19 protein-coding genes are annotated in these 26,133 nt (G+C 53.7%); 9 read left to right on the top strand and 10 right to left on the bottom strand.

Annotated elements, in window-relative coordinates; translation table 11 throughout:
- Positions 1 to 12: 12 nt before the first annotated feature.
- The 4 genes from folE2 to bfr all read left to right on the top strand — a co-directional run bounded on the left by folE2 (position 13) and on the right by bfr (position 3,573).
- Positions 13 to 801 carry a GTP cyclohydrolase FolE2 gene (gene folE2 / locus ACMXD4_RS07750; protein WP_415880373.1) on the top strand — a complete coding sequence of 263 codons (789 nt, stop codon included), beginning with the start codon at positions 13 to 15 and terminating at the stop codon, positions 799 to 801.
- Between the two features lie 10 nt (positions 802 to 811).
- Complete coding sequence (locus ACMXD4_RS07745; RefSeq protein WP_415880372.1) at positions 812 to 1,807, top strand: CobW family GTP-binding protein; 996 nt, start codon at positions 812 to 814, stop codon at positions 1,805 to 1,807.
- Between the two features lie 189 nt (positions 1,808 to 1,996).
- Positions 1,997 to 2,971, top strand: a complete 975-nt coding sequence (locus tag ACMXD4_RS07740) for a CobW family GTP-binding protein (RefSeq protein ID WP_415880371.1) — start codon at positions 1,997 to 1,999, stop codon at positions 2,969 to 2,971.
- A gap of 131 nt (positions 2,972 to 3,102) precedes the next feature.
- Positions 3,103 to 3,573: a bacterioferritin gene (bfr, locus tag ACMXD4_RS07735; RefSeq protein WP_101055145.1), complete on the top strand. Its 471-nt coding sequence runs from the start codon at positions 3,103 to 3,105 to the stop codon at positions 3,571 to 3,573.
- Positions 3,574 to 3,686: 113 nt separating this feature from the next.
- Here the strand turns inward: bfr and ACMXD4_RS07730 are convergent, their stop codons facing one another.
- The 5 genes from ACMXD4_RS07730 to ACMXD4_RS07710 are packed head-to-tail and all read right to left on the bottom strand — an operon-like array spanning position 3,687 to position 13,910.
- Positions 3,687 to 6,845, bottom strand: a complete 3,159-nt coding sequence (locus tag ACMXD4_RS07730; RefSeq protein WP_415880370.1) for a response regulator — start codon at positions 6,843 to 6,845, stop codon at positions 3,687 to 3,689.
- A gap of 52 nt (positions 6,846 to 6,897) precedes the next feature.
- Positions 6,898 to 9,546, bottom strand: a complete 2,649-nt coding sequence (locus tag ACMXD4_RS07725; RefSeq protein ID WP_415880369.1) for a PAS domain S-box protein — start codon at positions 9,544 to 9,546, stop codon at positions 6,898 to 6,900.
- A complete protein-coding gene (locus tag ACMXD4_RS07720) occupies positions 9,543 to 11,864 on the bottom strand; it encodes a PAS domain S-box protein (protein WP_415880368.1) in 2,322 nt (773 codons plus the stop codon). Before ACMXD4_RS07720 ends, ACMXD4_RS07725 begins: the two co-directional genes overlap by 4 nt.
- Before the next feature lie 17 nt (positions 11,865 to 11,881).
- Positions 11,882 to 12,802: a response regulator gene (locus ACMXD4_RS07715; RefSeq protein WP_171695968.1), complete on the bottom strand. Its 921-nt coding sequence runs from the start codon at positions 12,800 to 12,802 to the stop codon at positions 11,882 to 11,884.
- Between the two features lie 7 nt (positions 12,803 to 12,809).
- Positions 12,810 to 13,910 carry a two-component system response regulator gene (locus ACMXD4_RS07710; protein ID WP_033155397.1) on the bottom strand — a complete coding sequence of 367 codons (1,101 nt, stop codon included), beginning with the start codon at positions 13,908 to 13,910 and terminating at the stop codon, positions 12,810 to 12,812.
- A gap of 283 nt (positions 13,911 to 14,193) precedes the next feature.
- On the opposite strand from ACMXD4_RS07710, the gene tgt reads away from it, so the two are divergent.
- A complete protein-coding gene (gene tgt / locus ACMXD4_RS07705) occupies positions 14,194 to 15,318 on the top strand; it encodes a tRNA guanosine(34) transglycosylase Tgt (protein ID WP_367650917.1) in 1,125 nt (374 codons plus the stop codon).
- 71 nt (positions 15,319 to 15,389) lie between these two features.
- On the opposite strand, the gene lpxB is transcribed toward tgt, so the two are convergent.
- The 3 genes from lpxB to ACMXD4_RS07690 form a co-directional block, all read right to left on the bottom strand.
- Complete coding sequence (lpxB, locus tag ACMXD4_RS07700) at positions 15,390 to 16,541, bottom strand: lipid-A-disaccharide synthase (RefSeq protein ID WP_171695970.1); 1,152 nt, start codon at positions 16,539 to 16,541, stop codon at positions 15,390 to 15,392.
- 61 nt (positions 16,542 to 16,602) lie between these two features.
- Positions 16,603 to 17,700, bottom strand: a complete 1,098-nt coding sequence (locus ACMXD4_RS07695) for a DegT/DnrJ/EryC1/StrS family aminotransferase (RefSeq protein ID WP_171695971.1) — start codon at positions 17,698 to 17,700, stop codon at positions 16,603 to 16,605.
- A gap of 12 nt (positions 17,701 to 17,712) precedes the next feature.
- Positions 17,713 to 18,651 carry a Gfo/Idh/MocA family oxidoreductase gene (locus ACMXD4_RS07690; RefSeq protein ID WP_415880367.1) on the bottom strand — a complete coding sequence of 313 codons (939 nt, stop codon included), beginning with the start codon at positions 18,649 to 18,651 and terminating at the stop codon, positions 17,713 to 17,715.
- Between the two features lie 371 nt (positions 18,652 to 19,022).
- Between ACMXD4_RS07690 and ACMXD4_RS07685 the strand changes: the two genes are divergently transcribed.
- The 4 genes from ACMXD4_RS07685 to ACMXD4_RS07670 are packed head-to-tail and all read left to right on the top strand — an operon-like array spanning position 19,023 to position 23,223.
- Positions 19,023 to 20,489: a hypothetical protein gene (locus tag ACMXD4_RS07685; RefSeq protein ID WP_171695972.1), complete on the top strand. Its 1,467-nt coding sequence runs from the start codon at positions 19,023 to 19,025 to the stop codon at positions 20,487 to 20,489.
- A gap of 2 nt (positions 20,490 to 20,491) precedes the next feature.
- A complete protein-coding gene (locus ACMXD4_RS07680) occupies positions 20,492 to 20,998 on the top strand; it encodes a cytochrome c3 family protein (RefSeq protein WP_033155403.1) in 507 nt (168 codons plus the stop codon).
- 11 nt (positions 20,999 to 21,009) lie between these two features.
- Entirely contained in the window at positions 21,010 to 21,591 is a 582-nt protein-coding gene (locus tag ACMXD4_RS07675; protein ID WP_033155404.1) for a hypothetical protein, read from the top strand.
- Between the two features lie 15 nt (positions 21,592 to 21,606).
- Complete coding sequence (locus ACMXD4_RS07670) at positions 21,607 to 23,223, top strand: methyl-accepting chemotaxis protein (RefSeq protein WP_415880366.1); 1,617 nt, start codon at positions 21,607 to 21,609, stop codon at positions 23,221 to 23,223.
- Positions 23,224 to 23,267: 44 nt separating this feature from the next.
- Here the strand turns inward: ACMXD4_RS07670 and ACMXD4_RS07665 are convergent, their stop codons facing one another.
- Both ACMXD4_RS07665 and ACMXD4_RS07660 read right to left on the bottom strand, forming a co-directional pair.
- On the bottom strand, positions 23,268 to 23,825 hold the full coding sequence (locus ACMXD4_RS07665; RefSeq protein ID WP_415880365.1) for a Uma2 family endonuclease: 558 nt from the start codon (positions 23,823 to 23,825) through the stop codon (positions 23,268 to 23,270).
- Between the two features lie 9 nt (positions 23,826 to 23,834).
- Positions 23,835 to 26,084: a heavy metal translocating P-type ATPase gene (locus tag ACMXD4_RS07660; protein ID WP_415880364.1), complete on the bottom strand. Its 2,250-nt coding sequence runs from the start codon at positions 26,082 to 26,084 to the stop codon at positions 23,835 to 23,837.
- Positions 26,085 to 26,133: the final 49 nt, after the last annotated feature.

Here is a 26,133-nt window from a genome sequence, read left to right as displayed (position 1 = left end):
TAACTTAAGCTCATGAGTTCCATAGAAGATATTCAAAGTCGCCCGGACACCCGGCGCATTGCCATCGACAAAGTCGGCATCAAAGACATCCTGCACCCGATCAGAGTCAAAGACAAAAGCGGCGGCGAACAGCGCACCGTTGCGCACTTTGCGATGTACGTCAATTTGCCGCACGACTTCAAAGGCACCCATATGTCCCGTTTTGTGGAAATCTTGAACGATCACGACCGGGAAATCAGCATTGCCTCATTTCCGGCGATGCTGCAGGACATGCTCGCCAAATTGGAGGCCGAATCCGGGTATATCGAGATGCGTTTTCCCTACTTCATCGATAACGCAGCGCCGGTCAGTGGCGTCCGCAGCTTAATGGACTATCAAGTCAATTTTATTGGCGAAATCGATAACGCCGGCTGTCGCATCAAAGTGAAGGTGATAGTGCCGGTCACCAGTCTGTGCCCTTGCTCCAAGGAAATTTCCGAACGCGGTGCCCATAATCAACGCTCACACGTCAGCGTGACTGTAGAGGCCAAGTCGTTTATCTGGCTTGAAGAACTGATCACGCTGGTAGAAGCCGAAGCCTCCTCGCAAATTTACGGCCTGTTAAAGCGCCCGGACGAAAAATACGTCACCGAATACGCCTACGACCACCCCAAATTTGTCGAAGACATGGTGCGCGATGTAGCCGCCCGCTTGAACGCAGAGCCACGGATCATCAGTTACAGCGTCGAATCGGAAAACTTCGAGTCTATCCATAATCACTCAGCGTATGCACTGATACAGCGTGTCAATTCACCATCCTGACGGAGGCCCTATGAACGCCAACCCCAAACGTAACTACCCCGTACCGGTGACCATTCTCACCGGCTTTCTCGGTGCCGGCAAAACCACTTTGTTGAACCGAATTCTCAGCGAAGACCACGGCAAACGGATTGCAGTGATCGAAAACGAATTCGGCGAAGCCGGTATCGACAACGAACTTTTAGTGCAAGCCGACGAACAAATTGTCACCATGAATAACGGATGTATCTGTTGCACCGTGCGCGGCGACTTGGTGCGTATTCTCGTCGAACTCAGCGACGGCCGCGAATCCGGAGAACTCCAATTTGAGCGGGTCATCATTGAAACCACCGGTTTGGCGGATCCGGCTCCGGTTGCCCAAACCTTTTTCATCGACGAAAACATTGCCGAAAACTACCAGCTGGACGCCATCATCACCGTCGTCGATGCCGTGCACGCCCACCTCCAGCTAGCCGAACACCACGAAGCGCAAGAGCAAGTCGGCTTTGCTGATCGCATCCTGCTATCTAAAACCGACCTCCAAGAACCGGAAATTGTTTTAGACTTGGAAACCCGCCTCCGAGCTATGAACCCCAGAGCGCCAATCAAACACGTGCATTTCGGCCAAACCGAACTGCGCGATATTCTGGATATTGACGGTTTTAATCTGGATGATATTTTGAAAATCGAGCCGGATTTTCTGGAAGCCGTCAGCCATGAGCACGAGGACGACATCCGTGCCTTGGTCTACCAAACCGACCAGCCTCTGGATGCCGCGCGGATTCTGGCATTCCTGAACATCATGATCCGCGACTACGGCAACGAGTTGCTCCGCTACAAGGGCATTCTTAACATCGCCGGCTGCGAACAAAAAGTGATTTATCAAGGTGTGCATATGCTGATGACCGAGACTTTCGGCAACCCTTGGCAAGCCGATGAAGCACGGGAATCGAGTATGGTGTTTATCGGTCGCAACTTACCCAAGGAGGATATGCTGGAGGCCTTGGCTTCTTGCCGGGTAGGCGTTTAGACAAAATTGCTGAATGGGTTTTTGGGCACTGGACAGCAGGCCAGTCACCAGTTGTCTTTGACGTTCCGGTTCAAAAAACAGGCATAATTCGCCTTTACAGATAACCGGTCCGAATAGGTAAATTAAATTTGTATTCGCTTGGACCTCGTAATCACAGCTTTTCATGAAGAAAGCGGCGACCTTTTGAAAATGCCCGATCCAGACAAAATCCCTGTTTTTGTGCTCACCGGCTTCCTCGGCAGCGGCAAAACCACCTTGTTGAATCGATTTTTGGCTGACGGGTTAAAGACCGCCGTGGTGATAAACGAGTTCGGCGAAATACCGGTCGATCAGGATTTGTTGGCAAACCAAAATCTGCCGCTGACCGTGCTGTCCGGCGGGTGTCTGTGCTGCAAGGTCAAAGGCGCGCTGGCGCCCACGTTAAAAAACCTGTGGATGACCTGGGAGCAAGCGGCAAGCAAGCCTTTCGCACGCATGATTATCGAAGCCAGCGGCATCGCCAGCCCTGAACCGATTCTGGATACTCTGTTGCGCGAGCGCTGGCTGGCTGGCCGTTATCATTTGCAAAACGTCATCACCACCTTGGCTATACCCTCGGCTGCAGCACAGCTGGACAGTTTTGCCGAAGCGCGGGCGCAGGTGGCTTGGGCCGATACCTTATTGCTGACTCACGCCGACGTAAGCAATGCCGACCAGCAAGCCGCGTTGGCAACCCGCTTGCAAGTTCTAGCGCCGGCCACGCCCAGACTGACTGCAGAAGACTTTCATGCACTTAGCCTGCTGACTAAAGCAGGCCCAAGCTTGCGCCGCTTGCCTCCTGCCGGCCCGTTACCGGTACATAACTTTCGCAGTATCTCGCTGCATCTGGAACAAATTCTGCCCTGGCAGCACCTGCAAACCCTTCTCCAACAGCTGCTTAACCGCCACCCACAAAACTTATTGCGCATCAAAGGCGTGGTTTATCTTGTCGAACAAAACGAACCGATGGTGATTCAGGCAGCCGGCACTCGACTGTACCCACCTACCCCATTAACCGCCAGAACAAGCGACGACGGCCGCGGCCGGCTGGTATTCATCGTTAATGGCGAGCCAACGGCACTTGCTACCGATCTAAACAAGGCTTTTGTTCCGCTGCTTAGCGGGAACTCTATCAAGCTGCATTGATTTATTAAACCAAACGGTATTAAGGACCGGGGTGACAATGGCCCAGCGGGAATCCACGCAAACCCAGTATCCGGCGGCATTTTGTATTACCATAGCCCAGGGCATTAGCAAATTTATCCGGGAGGCGGCATATGCAAGGCGACAAACAAGTCATAGCTCACTTAAACGAATTGCTGGCAGGCGAACTGACCGCAATAGACCAGTATTTTATTCATTCCAGGATGTATGAAAACTGGGGCTTCAGCAAATTATACGAACGCATCAATCACGAGGTTCAAGACGAAACCAACCACGCCGATGCCTTGATCAAGCGAATTTTGTTTCTGGAAGGCACACCGGATTTATCCAAACGCGAACCGCTGGCAGTCGGCACCAACGTGCCGGAGATGCTGAAAAACGATCTGGCGGTGGAATACAAAGTGGTTGCGGATTTGCGCAAAGTCATCGCCTATTGCGAAACCGTGCGCGATTACCAAACACGGGAAATTCTGGAAGTGATGCTGGACGACACCGAGGAAGATCATGCGCACTGGCTGGAAAAACAATTGAGCTTGATTGATATGATTGGTTTGCCAAATTATCTGCAATCGCAAATATCCTGACTCGGCACTTTGCACAGCAATAGCCGCAGTCGCTTTTAGTGACTGCGGCTTTTTTATGCCAGCCGCTACCGATTGACAGCCCATAGTTTTAAAACCTCACTCAGCTTACAGCCTTACAAATCCGCAGCTTGTAAAAGCAATAAAGCGGCTTGATAGTCGAACGCTTCGATTTGCCTGGCAAAATCCGGATATGCAGCCCCCAATTTTGACCGCAGCAACACGGCGTATTCCCGCGCCAAACGGCTGGCTTGCGCATCGCCAATTGCCAAAAGACTTGCCAGTGCAGCTACGACTTGGCGCATATTTTCCGCATCGATAATTTCCTCATCCGCGTCGCTGCTTGCCGGTTGGGAAGGTAAATCCAGGATAGCGCGAACCAAATGCGTCAATTCGCTATCGCACAACGCCGCCAACTCCATGCAGACCGCCAAATCGCTGCTCTCGGCTATCGCCCGGTCCAATTTAGCCGCCAAATCGGCAACCTGTTTGGCACCCAGCGTGCCGGCAACGCCTTTTAAGCAGTGACTGATGCGTTTTGCTTCGGCGGATTTGCCATCAACCAAGTAGGCCTGAACTTGTTTCAAGTCTTCATTGTGGGCATCGGCAAACATGCTCAACAATCGTTGATATTTATCCACGTCGCCCTTCACTACAGCCAGGCCTTGCTTGGTGTCCAGGCCGCTGATGGCCAGCAAAGCCGGCGGCAGCGTATCGTCCGTTGCCCCTGTTTTTGCCGAAAAGCGCCCTGCCTCCGCTTTATCGGGCCTCAGGGGACGCGGATCAGAACGCGGTGCCAACCAGCGCAACAAGGCCGCGTAAAGATCTTCCGGAATCACCGGTTTAGCGACAAAATCGTTCATACCCGCAGCGAGCGAAACATGCCGGTCTTCCTCAAACGCGGCGGCAGTCATGGCCAAAATCGGCAAGCCGGCAAAACTCGGCTGCGCACGTATCGCCCGCGTCGCCTCCAGACCGTCCATTTCCGGCATCTGTACATCCATCAACACCAGATCGTAGGCGTTCTCGCCGATTTTTTCGAGGGCGATTCGCCCGTTCTCGGCGGTATCCACTGCCAAACCCACGCCATGCAACAACTCCAGCGCCACTTCCCGATTGATCGGATTATCTTCCACTAAAAGCAAACGCGCGCCGGCGTAATCTCGGCGTAACGCCATTTCCGCGTCGACGGGCTTTTCACTGGGGTGTAAAGGCATGACGCCGTGCCCGCGTTGAACCAGGGCGGTAAACCAAAAGCAACTGCCTTCGCCCAATACGCTATCGACGCCGGCATCGCCGCCCATCATATTCGCCAGACGGCGGGTAATCGCCAAGCCCAAGCCTGTCCCGCCATATTTGCGGGTGGTCGACACATCGGCCTGGGTGAAAGCCTGAAATAAACCGGCTTGTTGCTCCGCTTCTATACCGATTCCGGAATCGTTCACCTCGAAGCGCAGCAGCAAGCCCGCGGCGGTTTCCTCCTGCACCATCGCCCGCAACCGGATCGAACCGCGTTCGGTAAACTTCACGGCATTGGTGGCGTAGTTGAGCATCGCTTGGCGCAGACGCATCGGATCCCCGCGCAGCCATTGCGGAACGCCCTGCCCATCCACCTCTATGCTCAAGGCCTTGGCCCGCGCCTGATCGGCGATAATGGAACGAATGTGGTCCAATACCGCCGCCAGGGAAAAATCGGTTTGCTCCAGCTCCAGCCGGCCGGCTTCGATCTTCGATAAATCCAGCACGTCGTTAATAATCGACAATAGATGTTGGGCGGCGCCATCGATTTTGTCCAAACGCTCGCTTTGTTCCGGATTGGGACTGCTTTGCCGCAGCAAATAAGTCAAGCCGATGATGGCATTCATGGGGGTACGAATCTCGTGACTCATATTGGCCAAAAAGGCGCTCTTGGCTTGATTGGCGGCATCGGCCAACAGTTTCGCCGCTTCCAGTTCGGCCGTGCGGCTGGCCACTAAATCTTCCAGGTGGTGCCGATACTGATCCAGCTCCAGCGCCACACGTTTCTTCTCGGTGATGTCTTCCTGTACCGCAACAAAATGGGTTACGATGCCGTCGGCCTGACGGATTGGCACGATAATGGCAAATTCCACATACTCGCTACCGTCCTTGCGTTTATTGATAAATTCGCCTTTCCAGGTCTGACCACAGCCCAGTGCGGTCCACAGCGCCCGATAATTTTCCGGCGGGGTTTTTTTCGATTGCAATATGCGCGGATTACGGCCGATGACCTCGTCGCGCCGGTAGCCGCTCACCTGCAAAAACGCCTCGTTAACGTATTCGATATCGCCGTTCAGGTTGGTGATGATAATACTGGCCGGACTTTGTTCCACCGCCTGCGCCAACTTACGCAGTTGCTGTTCGGTTTGTTTGCGCTCACTAATATCCAGATTGACCCCAAACAGCATGATCGGTTTACCCGCGGCATCGTATTGCGCACGGCCCTTGCTGCTCAGCCATCGCGTTTCGCCGGTTGGCAAAATATAGCGAAACTCCACCTCGAACGCCTCGCCACGCAAAATGCGGCTTTCCCACTGTGCATCAATCAAATGCTGATCGTCCGGATGCACTCTTGCGCGCCAGTCGGCGTTGAACCGCACACTGCCGGGTTCCAAGCCATACAGCCGCTCGCATTCCGGCGACCAATAACCGCGATCATTGACAATATCCCAATCCCAAATCCCGACATGCGCCCCCTCCTGCGCCAGCATTAAACGCCGTTCGCTCGCGCGCAAGGCTTCCGCGGCAGCTTCCGCGCGCTGGCGGGCCGCGATGGCATCTTCCATCAAATTTAAGGCCGCCAGTTGCGCCTGATGCTGCTCTAACAGCGCTTGCTCCTGGCTTTGCCGCAAGGCCTGCTCCGCTTCACGCCTTAACCGGCGTTGATCGCGCTCCTCGACCGCTCTGAGCAGGGAAGGCACCAAGCGGACCGGATTGTCCTTGTACACGAAATCGACCATCCCCAGCCGTAACAACTCCATCGCGACTTCTTCGCCGACGCTGGCGGAGACCAGAATAACCGGCAAATCTTTACTGTGCGTTTGAATGAATTGCAAGGTATCGCGAATATCCATTCCCGGTACCGCGTAATCCGACAGCACCAAATCCCAGTCGTCTTGCAAAGCCAGCGCCAGCGCCGCGCGGCTATCTATCCGCCGGCATGCCACGCTTAGGCCGTTCTGCTGCAAGTGGCGCACCAGGGCCAGATAATCAGCCTGTAATTCTTCGATAATCAGTAATTTCAATTCAGGATTCATAGACCCATCACGATCATCATGGCGGCTAAGTAATACGCAAACCGGGCGCGTTTCATCCCGGAACATTCCCAACCGGGTTTGTGCCGGCTTGCTCTATAAACGCCAGCGGATAGGGGCGTTCCTGTCCCAGTTGCCCGGACAGCTCGTTGATGGTTTGTTTCAATGCGATCATGTCCATTTCCCTGCCGACCATGGCCCGATTGAAACGCTGCAGGGCCTCAGTTTGTTCGCGTAGCTCAACCTCGGCGGCTTTGCGCTCGCTAATATCCAAGGCGTACGCCACACGCCTGATGGGTTTGCCGTCGCCGGATTTGATAATAGTCACGTCTATCATCACCGGAAAACGGCTGCCGTCCTTGCGTTGATGTTCCGCCTCAAATACGCCATGACAGGTCGAATCCAGAATATTGATCTGCTGTTTGATCTGCTCGACCCAATCGGCCGGATAAACCGTCATGACCGGTTTGCCGATCAATTCTTCTCGGGCGTAACCACGCTCCTTAGCAAATACCGGATTCACAGCCAAGAACAAATTGCTCTGCGCGTCGGCAATCGCCAGTCCGAACTCGGCGTTTTCGAACGCTTGCGCCCAGAGCTTGAGTTCGTTTTCAGTATTTTTACGTTCGGTAATATCGATACAAACCCCAAATACCCGTTGCGCCCGGCCCATATCATCGTAACTGGCTCCGCCCTTGCAATTTAGCCATCTGAAACGCCCCGGCTCCGCTTGCACCCGAAAATCAAAATCAAAAGTCCGATGCGCGGCAACCGCTGAATCTCGAAAATGCTCCAACTCGGCCAAATCGTCGGGATGCACGCGCTGCGAAAAAGCCGAGTAGTCCCCGGAAAAAGCGCCTGGCGCATAACCGAACATCGTCTCAAGTTCCGGAGTCCATTGCACTTTGTCGTTATCAATATGCCAATCCCAGATGCCGATATTGGCAGTACTTTGGGCCAGACGTAAGCGCTCCTCGCTTTCGACCAAGGCCATTTCCGCCAACTTGCGCTCGGTGATATTGGTGTGAGACACCACCGCGCCGCCTTCCCCAAATCCCAGAGGCGTGACAACCATGGCAAACCAGCGCTGCTTCTGCGCGGAATGGCAGGCATATTCATACCTGAAGCGGGGAAGCCGGCCTTCCAGCACCGCCGACAATCCGTTGAATACGGCCTGCGACCCTTGCCGATACGGACCCGATGCCTGCTGGCAAATCTGCAAATAATTGGTGCCTATGCTGCAAATATCAGCGGATTGCCCGCATGCCAGAGCATCATCCTCGGCAAACTGCTGCCAGGGTCGATTGACGGAGACAATCACACCATCGCGGTTCAGCACGGCGATGTTGGCGCTCACCGAATCCAAAATAGCCCGCTTAAATTCTTCGCTTTCGCGCAGCGACGCATTCGCCGCTTCAAGCGCTTTGCGGGCCGCCAGCGCATCTTCCATCAAATTGAGTGCGGCTAGCCTGGCCTCGCGTTGTTTTTCCAGGGCCGCCCGCTGCGCCTCTTGCAACGCAAGTTCGGCTTGTTTACGTGGGGTAACATCCTGCACGGTACCATGCAAAGCCACGATGTTAGCCTGCTCATCGCGGACCGCCTCGCCGCGGGCCACTACCCAGCGATGCAGTTCGCCATCGTTCTGCAATTCCACCTCGCATTCATAAGGCAAGCCGTCGCTACACGCCTGAGCTACGGCTGCTTGCAAGCGCTGCCAGCTCTCGGGCTTAAAATACCGCCCAACCTCGTCATAGCCGGCTGGCGGTAAATGAGGGGCGCGGCCGAATAAACTGTATATCTGCTCCGACCACTTCGATTCGCCGGTGCGCAAGTCCCATTCCCAACTGCCCAGGGCGGCTAAACGCTGGGCGACTTTCAAAGCCATCTCGCTTTCATGTAGCGCCAGTAACGCTTGTTCACGCTGCTCTATGTTTTCCATGAGCAAGATAAAACACGCAGGGCTACCATCCGGCTTACGCGCCACGGAAGCGCTTAATCTAATCCAGACAACACTGCCGTTCTTATGAATGAAACGCTTGTCTCCGGAAAAACTATCTATTTCACCTTCACCTGTCGGCATTTGCGACAAATCGCCAAAATCCTCCCAATAGGTAATGTCCGAAAAATTGCTGCTTAGCAATTCTTCCAGGCTATAACCCACTATCTCGCAAAATTGGCGGTTAGCCTTCAGCCAACGCCCGTCCGGTGCCAATAAACAAATGCCTATCGCCGCTTGTTCAAACGTAGTCTGAAATAAGGTTTGGCTAACCTGCAGTTGGTCGCGCGCGTCCAGCAATTGTTGCCAGTGAGCATTCTCGCGTTGCCGAGTCCGCAGCAGGAATTCGCTGAGCAGGCTGATTAAAACACCATTGCCAATCAATAACGTCCATTGCACGACATCGTAAGGGCCGGCAATTGCCAAGCTGCGATAGGGAGGCAACAGTTGGAAATTGCTGACCATCGCCGCCATCAATGTCGCCAATAATCCAGGCCCCAAGCCGCCGAACAAGGCACTCACGATCACCGGAAACAGAAATAACAGCAACATCGGGCGCTCGCCAATGGATGCCGGCAAACACAGGCGAATTGCCAGCGCGGCCAATACCAGGACCACCGCCGACACGTAGGCGAGTCTTTGGCTGCTCTGGAAACGGGAACGCGCCAACGCGGAAAATTCGCCTGATGGCGGCTCGGGGATACTCATAAACGGTCTTCTTCCGCAACCGATGTATCGCCGCCCATTAATCCGTCCGCATTGCTTACTGATATTCCGTCCGGTTTGAGAGGGTCCAAGCCGGATTCGGTGTGAACTTCAGCAAAATCATGACCAACAGCACTTTCGGATTGGGTTGATAGAAACGCCAATGTATAGGGGGCCTGGCGACCAAGCTGCGCAGACAGCTCATTGACCTGCTGCTTTAAATTAACCATATCCAGCTCGCGGCCGACCATGGCCCGATTAAACCGCTCCAATTCATCATTCCGTGCTTTTAATTCCGCGGCCTGGAGATTAAGTTGGTCTTCGGCGGCTTTGCGGGCGCTGACATCCAGAATAAAACCAATCACTGCCGGCCGGTTTTTATAATCGAAGCTGCGGCCATGGACTTCAACGTCAATGCTTTGGCCGTTGTGGTGCAAGCCTTCGAAACGGTAGTTAAGGTCTTCAATCTCGCCATCAATCCGTCGGCGCAAATTTTCCAACACCATCTGCCTGTCCTGCGGACAGACCAGATCGGCCACTGTTTTGCCGTCGATAATATCCTCGGTCCGCTGATAGCCGAAGATCCTGGCAAACCCTGGATTCACGTAAACAAAGCGTGCATCTTGAATAATATAAATGCCGGCCAGTGACTGTTCCACCAAACCGCGAAAGCGCGCCTCGCTCTCGCGCAGCTTCAGCTCGGCCTGTTTACGTTCGGTAATGTCCCGCGAGATACCGAACACCCCGATGGTTTTACCGTTTGCATCGCACAGCGGGCCTTTGGTAGTCAAGAAAGTTCTTGATCCGAATTGGGTGTCCAGGGTTTCTTCTTCCGTCAGCGTGATATTTTCCGCCATTACCCGGCGGCTAAACTCTTTCAAGTGCTCGGCCTGATGCGGCGGAAATAGCGCGCTATCGTCCTGGCCGATAACTTCCTCGACCGGCTTGCCGACAAAATTAGCGGCGGCGGTATTAAACAAAATATACCGGCCGTCTAGGTCTTTGGCATAGATCGCGTCCACGGACAAATCGGAGATTGCCGCTAATAAATCAAGCGCCCGCAAACGCTCCGCTTGCGCCTTCTGCACCGCCGTGGCCAAGGCCAGGCTCTGACTTTGCCGCAACAGATAAAAACCGGCGCAGACGATAAAAATGGTCAAACTACCGACACAAACAATCCAGACGACTTCGCTTCTGGCTTTGCTGTAGATTTCGACCTTATCCAACTTAGTCAGTAACAGCCAGTCGGTACCGCTAATCGCCTGTACCAGACCGATGACGGAGACATTACGGTAATCCTTGGCTTCCAGGATGTTGTCGAGACTAACCGGACTTTGCAGCGCCTTGCCGGCCAGCAAGTTAGGCGTGTTGAGCGGCAAACGCAGCGAAGCAGCCGCATCAGGGCGAAAACGCAGCCGATTCAGATAGAGAATCTCATCGCCGGCACGCCGAAACAACAAGGTTTCGCCGCTGCCGCTCGCCACAGGCCAACTCTCCAGAACCGGAAACAGCCACTCGCTGAGATCGATATGTAAAACAATCAGCGGCGCCGCTACCGGCTGCGCTGTCAGCGGCACCACCAAATCCAGCAGGACGCGCCCGCTATCATCTCTGTAGGGATTAACTAATTGGATTTGCCGCGATTTGGTCGACAACTCTGTAAGTTTTAGCAGCTCAGGCAACAGCGTGGCGGGAGCTTTCGCGGAACGCCATAAGCGTTCGCCATCGGGTCTAAGCAGACTGATAGCCGTGACGCCCCAGCTTTTGCGAAATTGTTCCAAACGGCTTTGCAGGCGTTCGGCACTTTGCAGATCCCCATCAATCTGCCAACGATGATACAAGTCGATGATAAATTCGCTGGTTTGGATAAAATCCGCGTCGCCGCGCCGTTCAGTCAGCCAGTCGCTGATTTGCCTGGACTTGAGGCCGGCGACCGCCTGAAGCCGGCCGAACTCTTCTTGGGTGTGTTGCTCGATCGTCAGCGCCGCGCTGGCAGCCATCAAAGCCAGGATGGCGACTATCAATAAGCCCAGCGACAACCAATGGCTACGCGGTGCCTGGGGAACGGTTTGCGGTTCGCTGTTTCGACCAAACCAGCGCCGCATCAAACCGTAGAGCAATAAAGAAGTCACCAATACATAAACCCAGCCTTTCAGCATGCTGGCTAGCGTCAGCTGGTCCGGATCTTTGAATACGTGGTGTACCAATTGATCCGATACCAAAATCCAGCTGGCGGCGAAGATGGCGTATACCAGTACGACGGCTAAGACGCTTTTGCGGCTGACCTGCGCTGAATTTGATGGATCGTTATTCGACTGCATGGGCTTGCAAAGTCTAATTAATGGTCGAAGCCGTACAAAAAGGACACGCCGTTGACCACAGCAGTTACCGTGTTGCCGTTACCTTGATATTCCAGACGATCAAAGCTCATCAATCTGGCCATCGCGATACCGCGGCCATGCAAATCGAACACCCGTTCCGGGGAAAAATCCAGGAAGTCTTGCCAATCGAAACCATCACCCTGGTCTTGAATGGTGAACACCAGCTTATCCGGCAGACGCTGGAAATGCACAGTAACAAAACGCCGGCTGAATTCCGGGAGTGTCAAACGTCTTTGAATTTCCTCCAGCCAGACTCCCGCCAGCATCAATTCGCCTTTTTCCGCATAAGAAACCCCCAGATTACCGTGCTCGACCGCATTGACCATCAACTCCTGCAAACCCTGGATGACGCGCTCCGGCTCCGGACAGGATTGGGCTAAACAATGACTCAACACCTTCGCTTCATCGAGATCGCGAAAACGAAATACGGCGGATTGCACTAGTGCCAAAGGACGCCCGGCGCGATTGGCTGTTTCGGACATTTCCTGCAACTCACGGCGTTGTTGCAGTGCGGCATTGATCACGGCGATCAAGATTTCCGGTTGAATCGGTTTGGTCAGATAGTAATAAGCCCCCTGACTAAGCCCTTCCTGGATGCTTCTTTTGTCGCTGCGGGCGGTCTGCAGAATCACTGGTATGGCAGCCAAGACCCGATCTCCCTTGATCAATCGCAGTAATTCCATACCGTTCATCCCCGGCAAGCCCCGGTCCAACAGCACCAGGTCGTAGCCCATCCGGTCGTGCTGCAATGTTTCCCAGGCAATGCAGCCATTTGCGCAAACCGTCACCTGAAAGCCCTCGGCAGCGAGTAAATCCCGAATGATGATGGCGATGATTTCCTCGTCTTCAACCAACAATATACGAGCGTGTTGCGTCATGACTCATTTACTCCGGAATTGAATCGAGATGGCGTTGGGCAATAGCGCAGAATGAATCGAAATCGGCTAAAAATGCATCGGCTATGTCCGGATCAAAGTGGCGACCACGTCCCTCAGCAATAATAGTCTTGACTTCAGCAAAAGCCATGGGCTCTTTGTAAACGCGCCGGGAAATCAAGGCGTCGAATACATCCGCCAGCGCCATAATCCGCGCGGAAACCGGAATGGCATCGCCGGCCAACGCCTCCGGGTAGCCGCTGCCATCCCACTTTTCATGGTGCCAATGCGCGATTTCCTTCGCCAAAATCAGAAACTCCACCGAGCGCGTCGCATCGCGTTCGGCCATTTCTATCGCATCGCTGCCCAATTTGGCATGGGTCTTCATCACCGCCCATTCTTCGGGAGTGAGTTTGCCTGGCTTTTGCAGGATCGCGTCCGGTATCCCAACTTTGCCGATATCGTGTAGCGGCGCGGAGCGTGTCAGCAATTCGATGTAATGATCGGTCAATGTCGCGAAAAAGCGCGGATGGCTCTGCAATGCAAGCGCCAAATGCTGTACGTAACCTTGGGTGCGCAAGATGTGGTTGCCGGTTTCCGGATCGCGAATTTCCGCCAGATGCGCCAAGGCGCGAATGCTGACTTTTTGAATCAACTCGTTTTCGCTCATCCGTTTCGCTATTTCCATTTCCAAGTAGGTGTTTTCGTCGCGCAACCAATCTCTGGCCTGCTTTAACTCCAACTGGGTGCGGATCCGCGCTAAAACGATGGGTGGCAGAATGGGTTTGGTAATGTAATCGACCGCGCCGACATCCAATCCATGCAGTTCGGACTCCATGCTGTCCATCGCCGTGACGAATATCACCGGAATCGTGCGCGTAATGGGATCGGCGCGCAGATGCTCGAAGACTTGGTAACCGTCCATGCCCGGCATCATCACGTCAAGCAAAATCAAGTCCGGATAAGGCTGATTGGCGGCCATCTGCAAGGCTCTTTGCCCGGAGGTAGCGACGCGCACGCGGTATTGCGGTTGCAGTAATTCGCTGATGACGGTGAGATTTTCCGGAGAATCATCGACTACCAAAATGGTTTTGCTTTTAGTATCCAACATACTTCCCCCGAGAACGGCCGATTATTGTTGTTATGGCCTGAAGAAAATTCATCAATTTTGCTAGTTTACATAGTGAAATGAACAATATCCCGATAATAAACGGAATTACCAAACCTGAGGTATTTCGATAGAAAAGCTGCGGCAAGTGCCTCAAATTTATAACACAATCCGATACCAACAAGTTTTCTCAGGGGACAAAAGCCGCCACGCTCGCCTATTGAACTCAAAACGACAACTCCACTGGCTTGCGGAACGAAAAGGACCGATAATTCCGCCTTTTTTCATTTGCCGGATTTGCATGGAATTCAAACTCAAAGCCACCGATGGTCACGCCCGCCGCGGTCAACTGACTTTTGCCCGCGGCGTGGTGGAAACCCCCATCTTCATGCCGGTCGGCACCTACGGCGCGGTAAAATCGCTAACCCCGGAAGATTTAAACGCGCTAGGTGCACAAATCATTCTCGGCAATACCTTTCATTTGCTGCTGCGACCCGGTATGGAGGTGATGAAAGCCCACGGCGACCTGCACGACTTCATGCGCTGGCAAAAGCCTATTCTGACCGACTCGGGCGGCTTTCAGGTATTCAGCCTGGGCGCGTTGCGAAAAATCAGCGAACAAGGCGTGACATTCAAATCGCCGGTCAACGGCAGCAAAATCTTCATGGGCCCGGAAGAATCGATGCAGGTGCAGCGCGATCTAGGGTCGGATATCGTGATGATTTTTGATGAATGTACCCCATACCCGGCCACCTATCAAGAAGCCGCTGACTCCATGCGCTTGTCCTTGCGTTGGGCGGAACGCAGCAAGCGTGCGCATGAAGGTAACTCGTCTGCATTGTTTGGTATTGTGCAAGGCGGCATGTATCCGCAATTGCGCGAAGAATCCATCGCCGGCTTAACCGACATCGGCTTTGACGGCTATGCCATCGGCGGCCTGTCGGTCGGCGAACCCAAGCACGAAATGCTGGCGACACTGGATGCAATTCACCAGAAAATGCCGGTGGATAAACCCCGTTACTTGATGGGCGTCGGCACCCCGGAAGATCTGGTGGAAGGTGTCAGGCGCGGTATCGATATGTTCGATTGCGTGATGCCAACCCGCAACGCCCGCAACGGCCATTTATTCACCCGGCACGGCGTGATCAAAATCCGCAACCAGCAATACCAATTTGATACGCGGCCCTTGGACGAAGAATGCAGTTGCTACACCTGCCGAAACTACTCGCGCTCTTATCTAAAACACTTGGACAAGTGCAAAGAAATGCTGGGCTCCAGGCTCAACACCATCCACAATCTGCACTATTACCTGGAGTTGATGCAAGGTTTGCGGGACGCGATTGACGGGCAGACTTTCGATGAATTTGTTGCGGCGTTTTACGACCAGCGCGACAGCCGCGGACCGGTTTAAAAACCGCCGTTACGTTTCAAAATACGGTGGTTTGCCGGCAAGCCGCCGGATGCTTTACCCGTGTTGAGCGGCTAAGCACCGCCCAACATCTCTAAGGCCAGTTGCGCCATATTTTTTGAGCCGCCGCCATCACCAAGCTGATGTTTGACGGCCTGCAACGCCGCTAGACAATTTTGCCGATAATCCCCGTCGTCCAACAGTTGCACAATCTCGGCCGCCAAATTTTCCGGTGTTAGTTGCTCCTGAATCAATTCCTTGACGATGGCTTTGCCGGCAATGATATTCGGCAGCCCGATAAATGGAATTTTTACCAAGCGCTTACCCAACCAGTAACTAAACGCCGCCAGCCGGTATACGATGACCATCGGCACCCCGAGTAAGGCAATTTCCAGCGAGGCGGTGCCGGAAGTGGTCATCACCGCATCGCAGCATTGGATGACATCATAGGGCTGCTGTTTGATCACCTTAACGGCTAGCGAAGTGTTTACGAAATGCGCAGCCAATACCGCATCGCTGATCGAATCGGCTTGCGGCAAGACAAACTGCAATTCCGGCCGCTGCGCGGCCAAACTAGCCGCCGCTGCCAACATCACCGGCAGGATACGTTTGATCTCGTTGCCGCGGCTGCCAGGGAGTATGCCGACGACAGGCCGATGGGGATCCAGGCCAAACAACGCGCAATCTTCGGAGCGACTGCGCTGCGGATGGACTTTATCGACGGAAGGATGACCCACATAACGGACCGGGACATTTTCGGCTTCGTAATAGCGGGTCTCGAACGGAAAAATCACCGCCATCATGTCGATGGCCTTGCCGTAGGTCACCACCCTGCCCGGCCGCCAAGCCCAAACTTGCGGACTGACGTAAAACAACACCTTCACGCCTTGGCTTTTTGCAAAGCGCGCCAGCTTGAGGTTGAACTCTTTGTAATCGACGCAAACCAGCAAATCCGGTTTTTCATCGCGAATGATCTGTTTCAGTAAATTCAATGCGCGGCGGATCTCGCCGTAGTGCTTCAAAATTTCCACCAAACCGATCACGCCGATGCCGGCCGAGTCGTAGCGCACGTCGATACCGGCCTGGCGCATTTTGCTGCCGCCCATGCCGATGCCGCGCACCGCCGGACAGCGCTGTTTCAATTCCAGAAACATATTGGCGGCGTGTTGGTCGCCGGAGGATTCGCCGGCGCTAAACAGCACCGTGTAGGCAGATTGATTGGTCATTTGAGAGTTGTTGGTGGGCTGCGTGTTGCTTAGCCCACCCTACATTAATGCGTTTCGGAATTTACGCTTGGAAAACGCCGCGAATGACGCCGACAATTTGCTTGACGGTATCGTCGCTCAGATTGGAACAAATCGGTAAAGAGAAGCAACGCGCCGCAACCGACTCAGTAACCGGCAGGGAAAGGCCGGCGCACTCTTCTTTAAACACATTTTGTTGATGCAGCGGTACCGGATAGTAGACGGCACAGCCAATCTTCTGCTCTTGCAAGGCTTTCATGACCTCGTCGCGGCGGTCGGACAACAAAGTGTATTGATGATAGACATGCACACCAATGCCGTCTTCATACGGCGTAGTCAAAGGCAAATCGGCCATCAGATCAGAATACAAGTGCGCGGCATGGCGGCGAGCTGAATTGTATTGATCGATGCGTTTTAACTTAGCGCGCAACACCACGGCCTGTAGCTCGTCCAGTCGGCTGTTGTAGCCTATCACGTCATGGTAATAGCGCACGTCCGAACCGTGATTGCGATATTGCTTGATCTTGGCCGCCGTCGCGTCGGAATCGGTCGTCACCAAGCCGCCGTCGCCGAAGCAGCCCAGGTTCTTGCTGGGAAAGAAACTAAAACCGGCCGCGTTGCCGAAACTGCCGGTTTGCTTGTTGTAAACCGTCGCGCCGAAGGATTGCGCGCAGTCTTCTATCAGTTTCAAACCATGTTTGTCGCAAATAGCTTTGATGGCCGGCAAATCGGCAGGTTGACCGAACAGATGCACCGGCATCACCGCCTTGGTTTTGGCTGTGATGGCTTTTTCGATATTTTCCGGGGTGATATTGAACGTGCCCGGATCGATGTCGACAAACACCGGTTTGGCGCCAACGTATTTGATTGCTTCTGCGGTGGCAATAAAAGTAAATGCGCTAGTAATGACTTCGTCGCCCGCGCCTATGCCTTCCGCCAATAAGGCTAAATGCAATGCATCGGTACCGGACGCGCAACCGATGGCATGTTTAACGCCCAGATACGCAGCGGCTTCTTTTTCAAAAGCCTGCACATTCGGCCCCAGGATAAACGCGCAATTGTTTAGGGTTTCGGTGAAACCGCCGACGATTTCATCTTGAATTTCCGCATACTGCGCTTGCAGATTGACCATGGGGATCATAGTGTCAGCCCTTTATCGATGGGTTAAAAATTTGGTGATTTCTATCGCGGTAGCCAAGGCTTTGCGGCCCGCTTCGCCGGGGACCAGCGGATTCTCGCCGGTCTTGATGCAATTGACAAAATGTTTAATCTCATCAAGCAAGGCATCGCCGCTTTCAAATACCGATTCCTCGGTGACGATTTCCGGAATACCGGGGAACATTTCCTTATCGCCGGTCTTGTGCTTGATCAAGACCCGGTTCTGAAAATCGACTGAAATATAGGAACAAGGACGGAACATGCGCATCTTGCGTTCCATTTTCATGCTGATGCGGCTGGCGGTGACATTGGCCACGCAACCGTTTTTAAAGGTGATGCGGGCATTGGCGATGTCGGTGCCTTGGGTTAATACGGCGGTGCCGCTGGCATCGATTTTTTCCACTTCCGAATCGACCAGCGCCATGATGATGTCGATGTCGTGAATCATTAAATCCAACACCACGCTGACATCGTTGGCGCGCGGATTGAACGGCGACAAGCGATGCGACTCGATAAATAGCGGTTTGTCTTCCATTTTTTCCAAACCGCGTACGGCCGGGTTGAAGCGTTCCAAATGCCCGACCTGCAGAATGACGTTTTTTTCCTTGGCAATCGCGATCAGTTCATCGGCTTCTTCTACGGTAACGGTGATCGGCTTTTCCACCAGTACATGCGCACCGGCATTCAGAAAGTCTTTGGACACGCTGTGATGGTAGCTGGTGGGTACCACAACACTCACCGCATCGACTTTGCCGAGTAAATCATGGTAATTCGTCAACGCTTGAGCGCCGTTTTTTTCGGCAACTTGTTGCGCCGCCTCGGCATTGATGTCAACCACCGCCACCAACTCGCAATCCTTTAACGATGCGTATTTTTCCGCATGAAATTTTCCTAAATATCCGGCACCTATCACGGCACATTTCAGTTTATTCATAAACGACCTAAGCTTGATTCGCGGTTTCCCAGCCTTTGACAGACGCGCGCCGGGCATAAAACCGTTCATTGTAACATCAGATTCTGTGTTGAATAAGCCGCACCAGCATTCGCAAACGGATCGGCGAATGATTAACCGGGCCCTTGAATACCATTCGCCTTTATGCCCTTGAGAGTACTGAGTCTATCGAAGGACAAATCACTCCAGGCTTTGACGAACTCAGTTCAAACGAGGCACCAGGGATAAGTTGAGCCCGCTGGATAAGGCCAGCCCCATGCATCAACTTGAAATGCCGACAAAAGCAACTAACCTTGCCTCGATACGAAGATTCTGAAAAAAATGTAGTCCTAAGCTTACACACAGAGACAGATATGCATCCAAGAAACCAGCGAATAGCTATCGCCCTGCTCAGCCTGGCAGCCCACGCCAACGCGCATGCCACCGCAGCGGAAGACGAACATATCCGCCAGATTGTGCAAGGCGTGCTGAAGGAAAAGGACCAGAAAATCGAACAACTGGAAGCCCGTATCAAACAACTGGAACAAGAAAGAAGCGGCGCTGTAGCCGCAGCGCCAAGCCCAGCCGTCGCTAAGGCCGGCGAACCCGCCCCGGCACCGGTGAAAACGGCTGCGAACGGCAAACCTGAGCCAACCGTGGACACCAAACTCCAGGCCTTGGACAAAAAAATCGCGGCTTTAAAAGAAGCGGCGGAAGCCAACGGCCTGCAAATGAGCGGTTTTTTCGACATCAACGCCAAAACCGGCAACTCTACTGACCAGACCTTTAGCGTCGGCTCGGTGGAGTTGGACCTGGACTATGTACACGACGACCACTTCGGTGCCAGCTCGGCTTTAGTGTTATGCGGCAACTCATCCAACGCCGACTATGGTGCGCCCGGTGCGGTATTTTGCGGTAACAGCGGCCCCGGCGCGCTGAGTGGCGGCAGCACAATGGCCGGTATCGCCGTCGCGCTGGTCGACTACCATATGTTTAATGATCGTATTCCGCCGCGCGGCCGGATTTTCAATAACAAAGGTCTGCACATCCAGGCCGGCCGTTTCGACTTACCGTTCGGCAACGATTACCAAAACTTCGCTAACAAAGACCGCATCACTGTTACCGCGCCGTTGACCACCTCCCGCATGCAATTGGGCGGTTACAATGCCGATGGCATTCGTTCCTACGGTGCTTGGGATATATTCAACTACTCGGTATTCTGGACCGACGCACTGTACGCCAATGACGGCCATACCGTCGGCGGCCGGGTGGGCCTGGCTATGGGGCAAAATACCTACAAAATCCACAACGCCAATCCGGAAGGTATCGAAATCGGTGTCTCCCATCTAAGCGAGTTCGATGGCGAAAACCGCATCCGCAATACCGTTTACGGCGCTGACCTGAGTATCGGCTACGGCATGTGGCGTTTACAAAACGAATTCATGCTGCTGAACGCACATCAACAGGTGTTTTTGGAACAAGACGCGGATGGCAACCCACTACCTGTCATCATCCCCGATCCAAACACCAGCCCGTTCGGCAAGGGCCACCAATTGGGCTACCACTCCACGCTGACCGTGGATTTGGAAAGCCTGAGCAAACAGCCCATTGTGGTGTTCGCCCGCTACAGCCGCTGGCAGCCTTCGCAAGACCTTGGCCTGGACTTTGATGGCAGCACCGTGGCGATCAACGATCTCTCCATGCTTAGCCTCGGGTTTAACTACAAATTCAGCGATCATTTACGGGTCAAATTTGAATACAACGATTCGCTGGGCACCGAAACCGCCGAGCGTTATTTCGACAGAAAACTGGGCATAGCCCAAATCGTCATGTCTTTTTAATCATGAACAAGCTCCTATACAAATGCTTATTGGCCGGCGGCACCGGCGCACTTTTGTTATTGTTCGTCAGTGGCGCGCATACCGCCGACGACAATCCGCACCTCATTTCCAAGCAGTCGCCGCAAGCGGGGTGTAGTAATTGCCATACCACGACGCCGGAAATCAAAGAGGACGGCATTTTACACAGCAAAAATATATCAGCGGATCAAACCACCTTTAGCAAAGACGGCGTGGCCATGTGCTCCTCGTGCCATAATCCGAACCAAGGCCACAAAGTGGGCTTGAATATCGACTTTCCGGTACCCGCCGACTTGCCGCTTAACGAGGAAAACGACATTACCTGTCTGACCTGCCACTACACGCACGGCAAGCTGGATAGCGACCGGCCGCAAGCCAGCCATAGCTTCATGGATAAACTGATGAACGCCGAAAGGCTGAAAAAAAGCTTTTTACTCCGCCGTAACAACAGCGACGGCGAGCTCTGTTTAACTTGTCACAACGTCAACTAAGGTTCCTGAAAATGAACAATACCGTTACCAAACGTCGCCAAATTTTTATCAAAAGGGATTTTCAAGGCCGTTTCATCCTCGGCGCTTTTGCACTGATATTGCTGGCCGGATTATGTTCGGCCCTACTGATTTATTGGATGACCGGCGGCGATCTGCAGGCCCAATCCCAGTCGGCGCACGCCAATATCGTTAATGCGGCGGAACGCCTGGGCGTATCGATTTTAATCGGCAACTTGGTGGCTATTTTGGTTGCCGGCGGCATTGCGGTGAGCACCGTTCTTTATGCCTCGCATAAAATCGCCGGGCCCTTATATCGCTTCGAAACACTCTGCCAAGAGGTCGGCGACGGCAAGCTTGATACCGTCACGCACTTGCGAGAAAACGATCAGCTACAGGATTTGGCGCTGTCGTTTTCGAATATGGTTGCCAAACTACGCAACCGCCGCGAGCATCGCGCACGCTTAATTGCCGAACTCAACCGGCAGATCGGTTTGTACGCCTTAAACAACGGCGACGCACTATCAGAAGCCCAACACCATGCCGTTGCGGCAATGGCGGCGTTGGTGACTGATTTAGAAAAACTTGAAAAATAATTACCCAAAAACCTCATGTTTAAAAATATCTCAATCAAATCTTCGCTGATCTTAATTGCTTCCGCTTTGGCATTTGCCAATCTGCTGTTTGTGTTGTCGCTGTGGCATGCATTTCAGTCCATAGACGACAACTTGCAAGCAGCAGCGCAAAAACAAAACACCTCGGACTATTTGTCTCATGTGCGTTTTCATGTCGTGCAGATTCAACAATTTCTGACCGACGTCGGCGCGACGCATGATGATGGCGGCTTTGCCGAAGCCAAAGAAAACCTGGACGCCGCATTGTTAAATCTGGACAAAGCCGAACAATCTCACCCGGCATTGCACGCGCAAGTCGAAACATTGAAACGGGAAATTCAAGTAATGCACGATGCCGGCGTAAAGATGGCTTGGGATTACATTAAGTTGGGCACCGAGGCAGGCACCGTTACCATGAAGGCGCCGGGCTCAGGTCTTGACGACACAGCTGCCACGCTGACCGAAGAATTAATCAGAATTACCGAGCAACTTGATCGGGAGCTAGCCCTCGCCAAACAACAATTAAGTTCGTCTTTGCACGATTACAGCCTATCGCGTATTGCTTTTTCCATCGTGTTGCTACTGTTTGTGACGGTCTGTTTGAGCATGCTTTATTTCAAAATAGAACCGCCATTGACCGAGCTGCAAAAATCGCTGTATCTGCTTAGACAGGGCGGCGGCGATTTGACCCGGCGCATTCCGCACGAAGGCAGTGACGAAGTCGGCATTATCGTCACCCAGTTCAACGAATTTTTAAGCGTGTTACACAGCCTGATGCGGCAAGTGGCGACGGAATCCAACCAGTTGAACACCGCCTCGAACCGCTTGAGCCAAATGTCCGAGCGGGTACAAGAGGATATTTTGAAACAGCAGATGGGCACGGATCAGGTCGCGGCAACGGTAACGGAACTATCCGCGACAGTGACGGAAGTGTCCAACAACACGGCTAACGCCGCGCAAACGGCGCAGAAAAGCAGCGTGGCCGCCAACCACGGCAAGGCGGTGGTGACCAATACGGTGCAATCGATTCATGCGCTGTCTAACAATATCGACAGGGCCAGCACCGTAATCGGTAATGTCGAACAAAACTGCGTGAATGTCAGCTCGGTGCTGGATGTGATTCAGAGCATCGCCGATCAGACTAATTTATTGGCGCTCAATGCGGCGATAGAGGCGGCCAGAGCCGGCGAACAAGGCCGTGGTTTTGCAGTAGTGGCGGACGAAGTGCGCACACTGGCCAGCCGAACCCAGGATTCCACGCATGAAATTCAAGCGATGATAGAACGCTTGCAGCAAGGCTCGCGGGAAGCGGTGAAAGCCATGTCGGAAAGCCGAAATCAGGCTAAGGAGACCGTTGAAGTCATCGAAAGTACCGGCGAGCTGCTGGACAACATTTCCAGCATGGTGGCGCAAATATCCACCATGAATACGCATATTTCCGACGCGGTGAAAGAACAAAAAATCGTCGTCGAGCACATTAATCAAAACATCAATTCGATTAATGACGTCACCATCAACAACTCGAAGGACGCCGAGCAAACCGCGGAAGAAGCCCATCATTTGCAAAAAATCGCCGGTAATTTACATACCACGATTTCCCAATTCAAACTGTAAGCCAACCAGCGCGCTATTCGGTTTGCCTGCAAGCCAATAGCGCCTTACAACTCAAATACCTCCGCCAAGGGCAAAATCAACTCCGGCAAGCTCAATAGAGGCAAATCTTCCTCAACCCCAAAAACGTCGGCATTGGCATAGCGACCGTCTGCGCCCAGAAAAAAACGCTGCACATAATTTTCCAACGGGTCGATGACCACATATTCCCTCACACCGGTACGCTCGTAGAGCGCTTTCTTTTCACGCATATCCTTCAACGCCGTGCTGGGGGATAAAACCTCTACCACCAAATCCAGCGCCCCGTGTATGGCTTTTTCGCCAATCTTTTCCGGATTGCAGACCACTAACAAATCCGGTTGCACCACGTCATGCTCGGAGAGAATGACGTCCACAGGGGCGATGAAAGGCTTGCAGGGCTTACCTTTTAAAAATTGTTCCATCCGGCTAAAAACACGTCCAGCAACCGTCTGATGTTTGATGCTGGGTGCGGGACTCATATTATAAGGGACGCCGTCGATTAACTCCCAGCGCTCGTCGTCCGGCCATCCCATATAGTCCGCGACACTGAAGGTTTGTACCGACGATTTAGGCACGCTATTCATTCTTCGCCCCTACTGAACATCCAGTTTAATCCAGCGCAAACGATTGGCGTTGCTGACGACCGTGACCGATGACATGGCCATGGCCGCGCCGGCAATCATCGGGTTGAGTAACAAGCCAAATAGCGGATACAGCAAACCGGCTGCAACCGGAATGCCGATGGTGTTATAAAAAAACGCACCCAACAGGTTTTGCTTGATATTGGCAACCGTCAATGTCGACAGCGCCATCGCCTCGGACACCTTCAATAAGGAGCCTTGCAGCAACACAATGTCGGCGCTTTCGATAGCCACGTCGGTGCCGGTGCCAATCGCAAAACCGACATCCGCTTGCGCCAGGGCCGGCGCGTCGTTGATACCGTCACCGACCATGCCGACAATTTCGCCTTGCTGTTGCAAGGCTTTTACCACGGCGGCTTTGTCTTGTGGCAAGACTTGCGCTCGGACTTCGCTGATTCCGGCTTGCGCCGCTATCGCTTGCGCGGTGATCTCGTTGTCGCCCGTCACCATCAGCACGCGGATACCTTGCTTACGTAATTGCCGTACCGCTGTGGCGGAATCGGGTTTAATCGGATCGGCCACAGAGACAATGCCAACGACCGAATTTTCGACGGCCAAAAACATTGGCGTCTGGCCTTTTGCCGCCAATTCGGCCATTTTATCGCGATGCATGCTATCGTCGATGCCATGTTCCGCCAGCAACGCCGCATTGCCGAACAAACATTGCCGATCCGCGATGCGGCCGGCGATACCGTGCCCGGCCACGGCCTGAAATTTTCTGACCTTCTCCAACTTAAGCTGTTTTTGTTCGGCAGCCGCCAGTATCGCTGCGGCCAAGGGATGTTCGGACCCCGATTCCAGACTGGCGGCATACTGCAACACCTGGGCTTCGTCGACATCGCCAAAAGCGATCACTTCAGCCAGACTGGGCTTACCGGCGGTGACGGTGCCGGTCTTATCCAAAATCAGACAAGTCAACTTGCCGGCGCTTTGCAAGGCTTCGCCTTTGCGGATCAATATACCCATTTGCGCGGCACGACCGACCGCGACCATCACCGAAATCGGCGTCGCCAAACCCAGCGCGCACGGGCAAGCGATTACCAATACCGTCATGGACGTAACAAATGCGTAACCCAGAGCCGGGTCTGGGCCGATACTCAACCAGATCAAAAAAGTCAGTACCGATATGCCCACCACGGTGGGGACAAATACCGCGGAAATCTTGTCCGCCAGTTTGGCAATCGCCGGTTTGCTGTTCTGCGCTTGCCGCACACTTTGAATAATCTGCGCCAAAGCCGTATCACGGCCGATGCGGGTCGCGCTGAATAAAAAACTGCCTTGCTGATTAATCGTGCCGGCGGCGACACTGGCACCTTCGACTTTCTCAACCGGCATCGATTCGCCGGTGAGCATGGATTCGTCGATAGTCGAGTGGCCTTCCAGCACCACCCCGTCCACGGCGACTTTTTCGCCGGGTCTAACCCGTAAGATTTCGCCCAGACCGACTTGTTCGATAGGAATATCAATCTCTTGACCCTCGCGCACCACGCGAGCGGTGCGGGGTTGCAAGCCAATCAATGCGCGTATCGCCGCCGAGGTTTTACCTCGTGCGCGAGTTTCCAGCGCACTACCCAGATTGATGAAGGCCAAAATCACCGCAGAGGCTTCGAAATAAGCATGCGCGGACAACGAAGGCAGCTGACTGGAATAATCGATGACAATACAAGAATACAGCCACGCCGAACCGGTACCCAGCGCGATCAGGGTGTCCATATTGGCTTGCTTAACGAGCAGCAATTTCAGCGCGCTGTGAAAAAAATGTCCGCCGGAATAAAACATCACCGCCAACGTCAACAGGGCCACCTCGGACCAAAACACCGTGCCGGCGGCACTGCCCATGGCCGGAAACCAGTCCAGATGTGCGCCCAGCATCAAAGGCAGACCCAATGCGCCGGCCACGCCAGCTTTTCGCAGCAGGTCGCGATAACGCTCTTCTTCCTGCTTTTCCTCTTCACTCGGGTCTTCCAAGCCTTCCATCACCGCCGCATCGTAGCCGGCGGATTTCAAGGCCTGCTTCATGGCTTGATGATCGGGATCGCCGCCGACGGTAGCAGAGTGGTCGGCAAAATTGACGGTGACGGACGCAACTCCCGGCACCGATTGCAAGGCGGTTTCCACTGCGCTGACACAACCGGCGCAACGCATGCCGAGTATGGAAAGGCGTATTTCCTGCTGCTGATTAGTCGATTGGTCTAAAGTCATGACGATTCCCAAGCAATATCGTGTTGATCCGTAGGCAAACGCCGATGCG

Origin of the sequence: Methylomonas sp. TEB (assembly GCF_047777895.1) — a bacterium.
GTDB lineage: Bacteria > Pseudomonadota > Gammaproteobacteria > Methylococcales > Methylomonadaceae > Methylomonas.
Note: the sequence above shows the minus strand (reverse complement) of the source record. Positions and strands in the feature narration are given on the sequence as shown.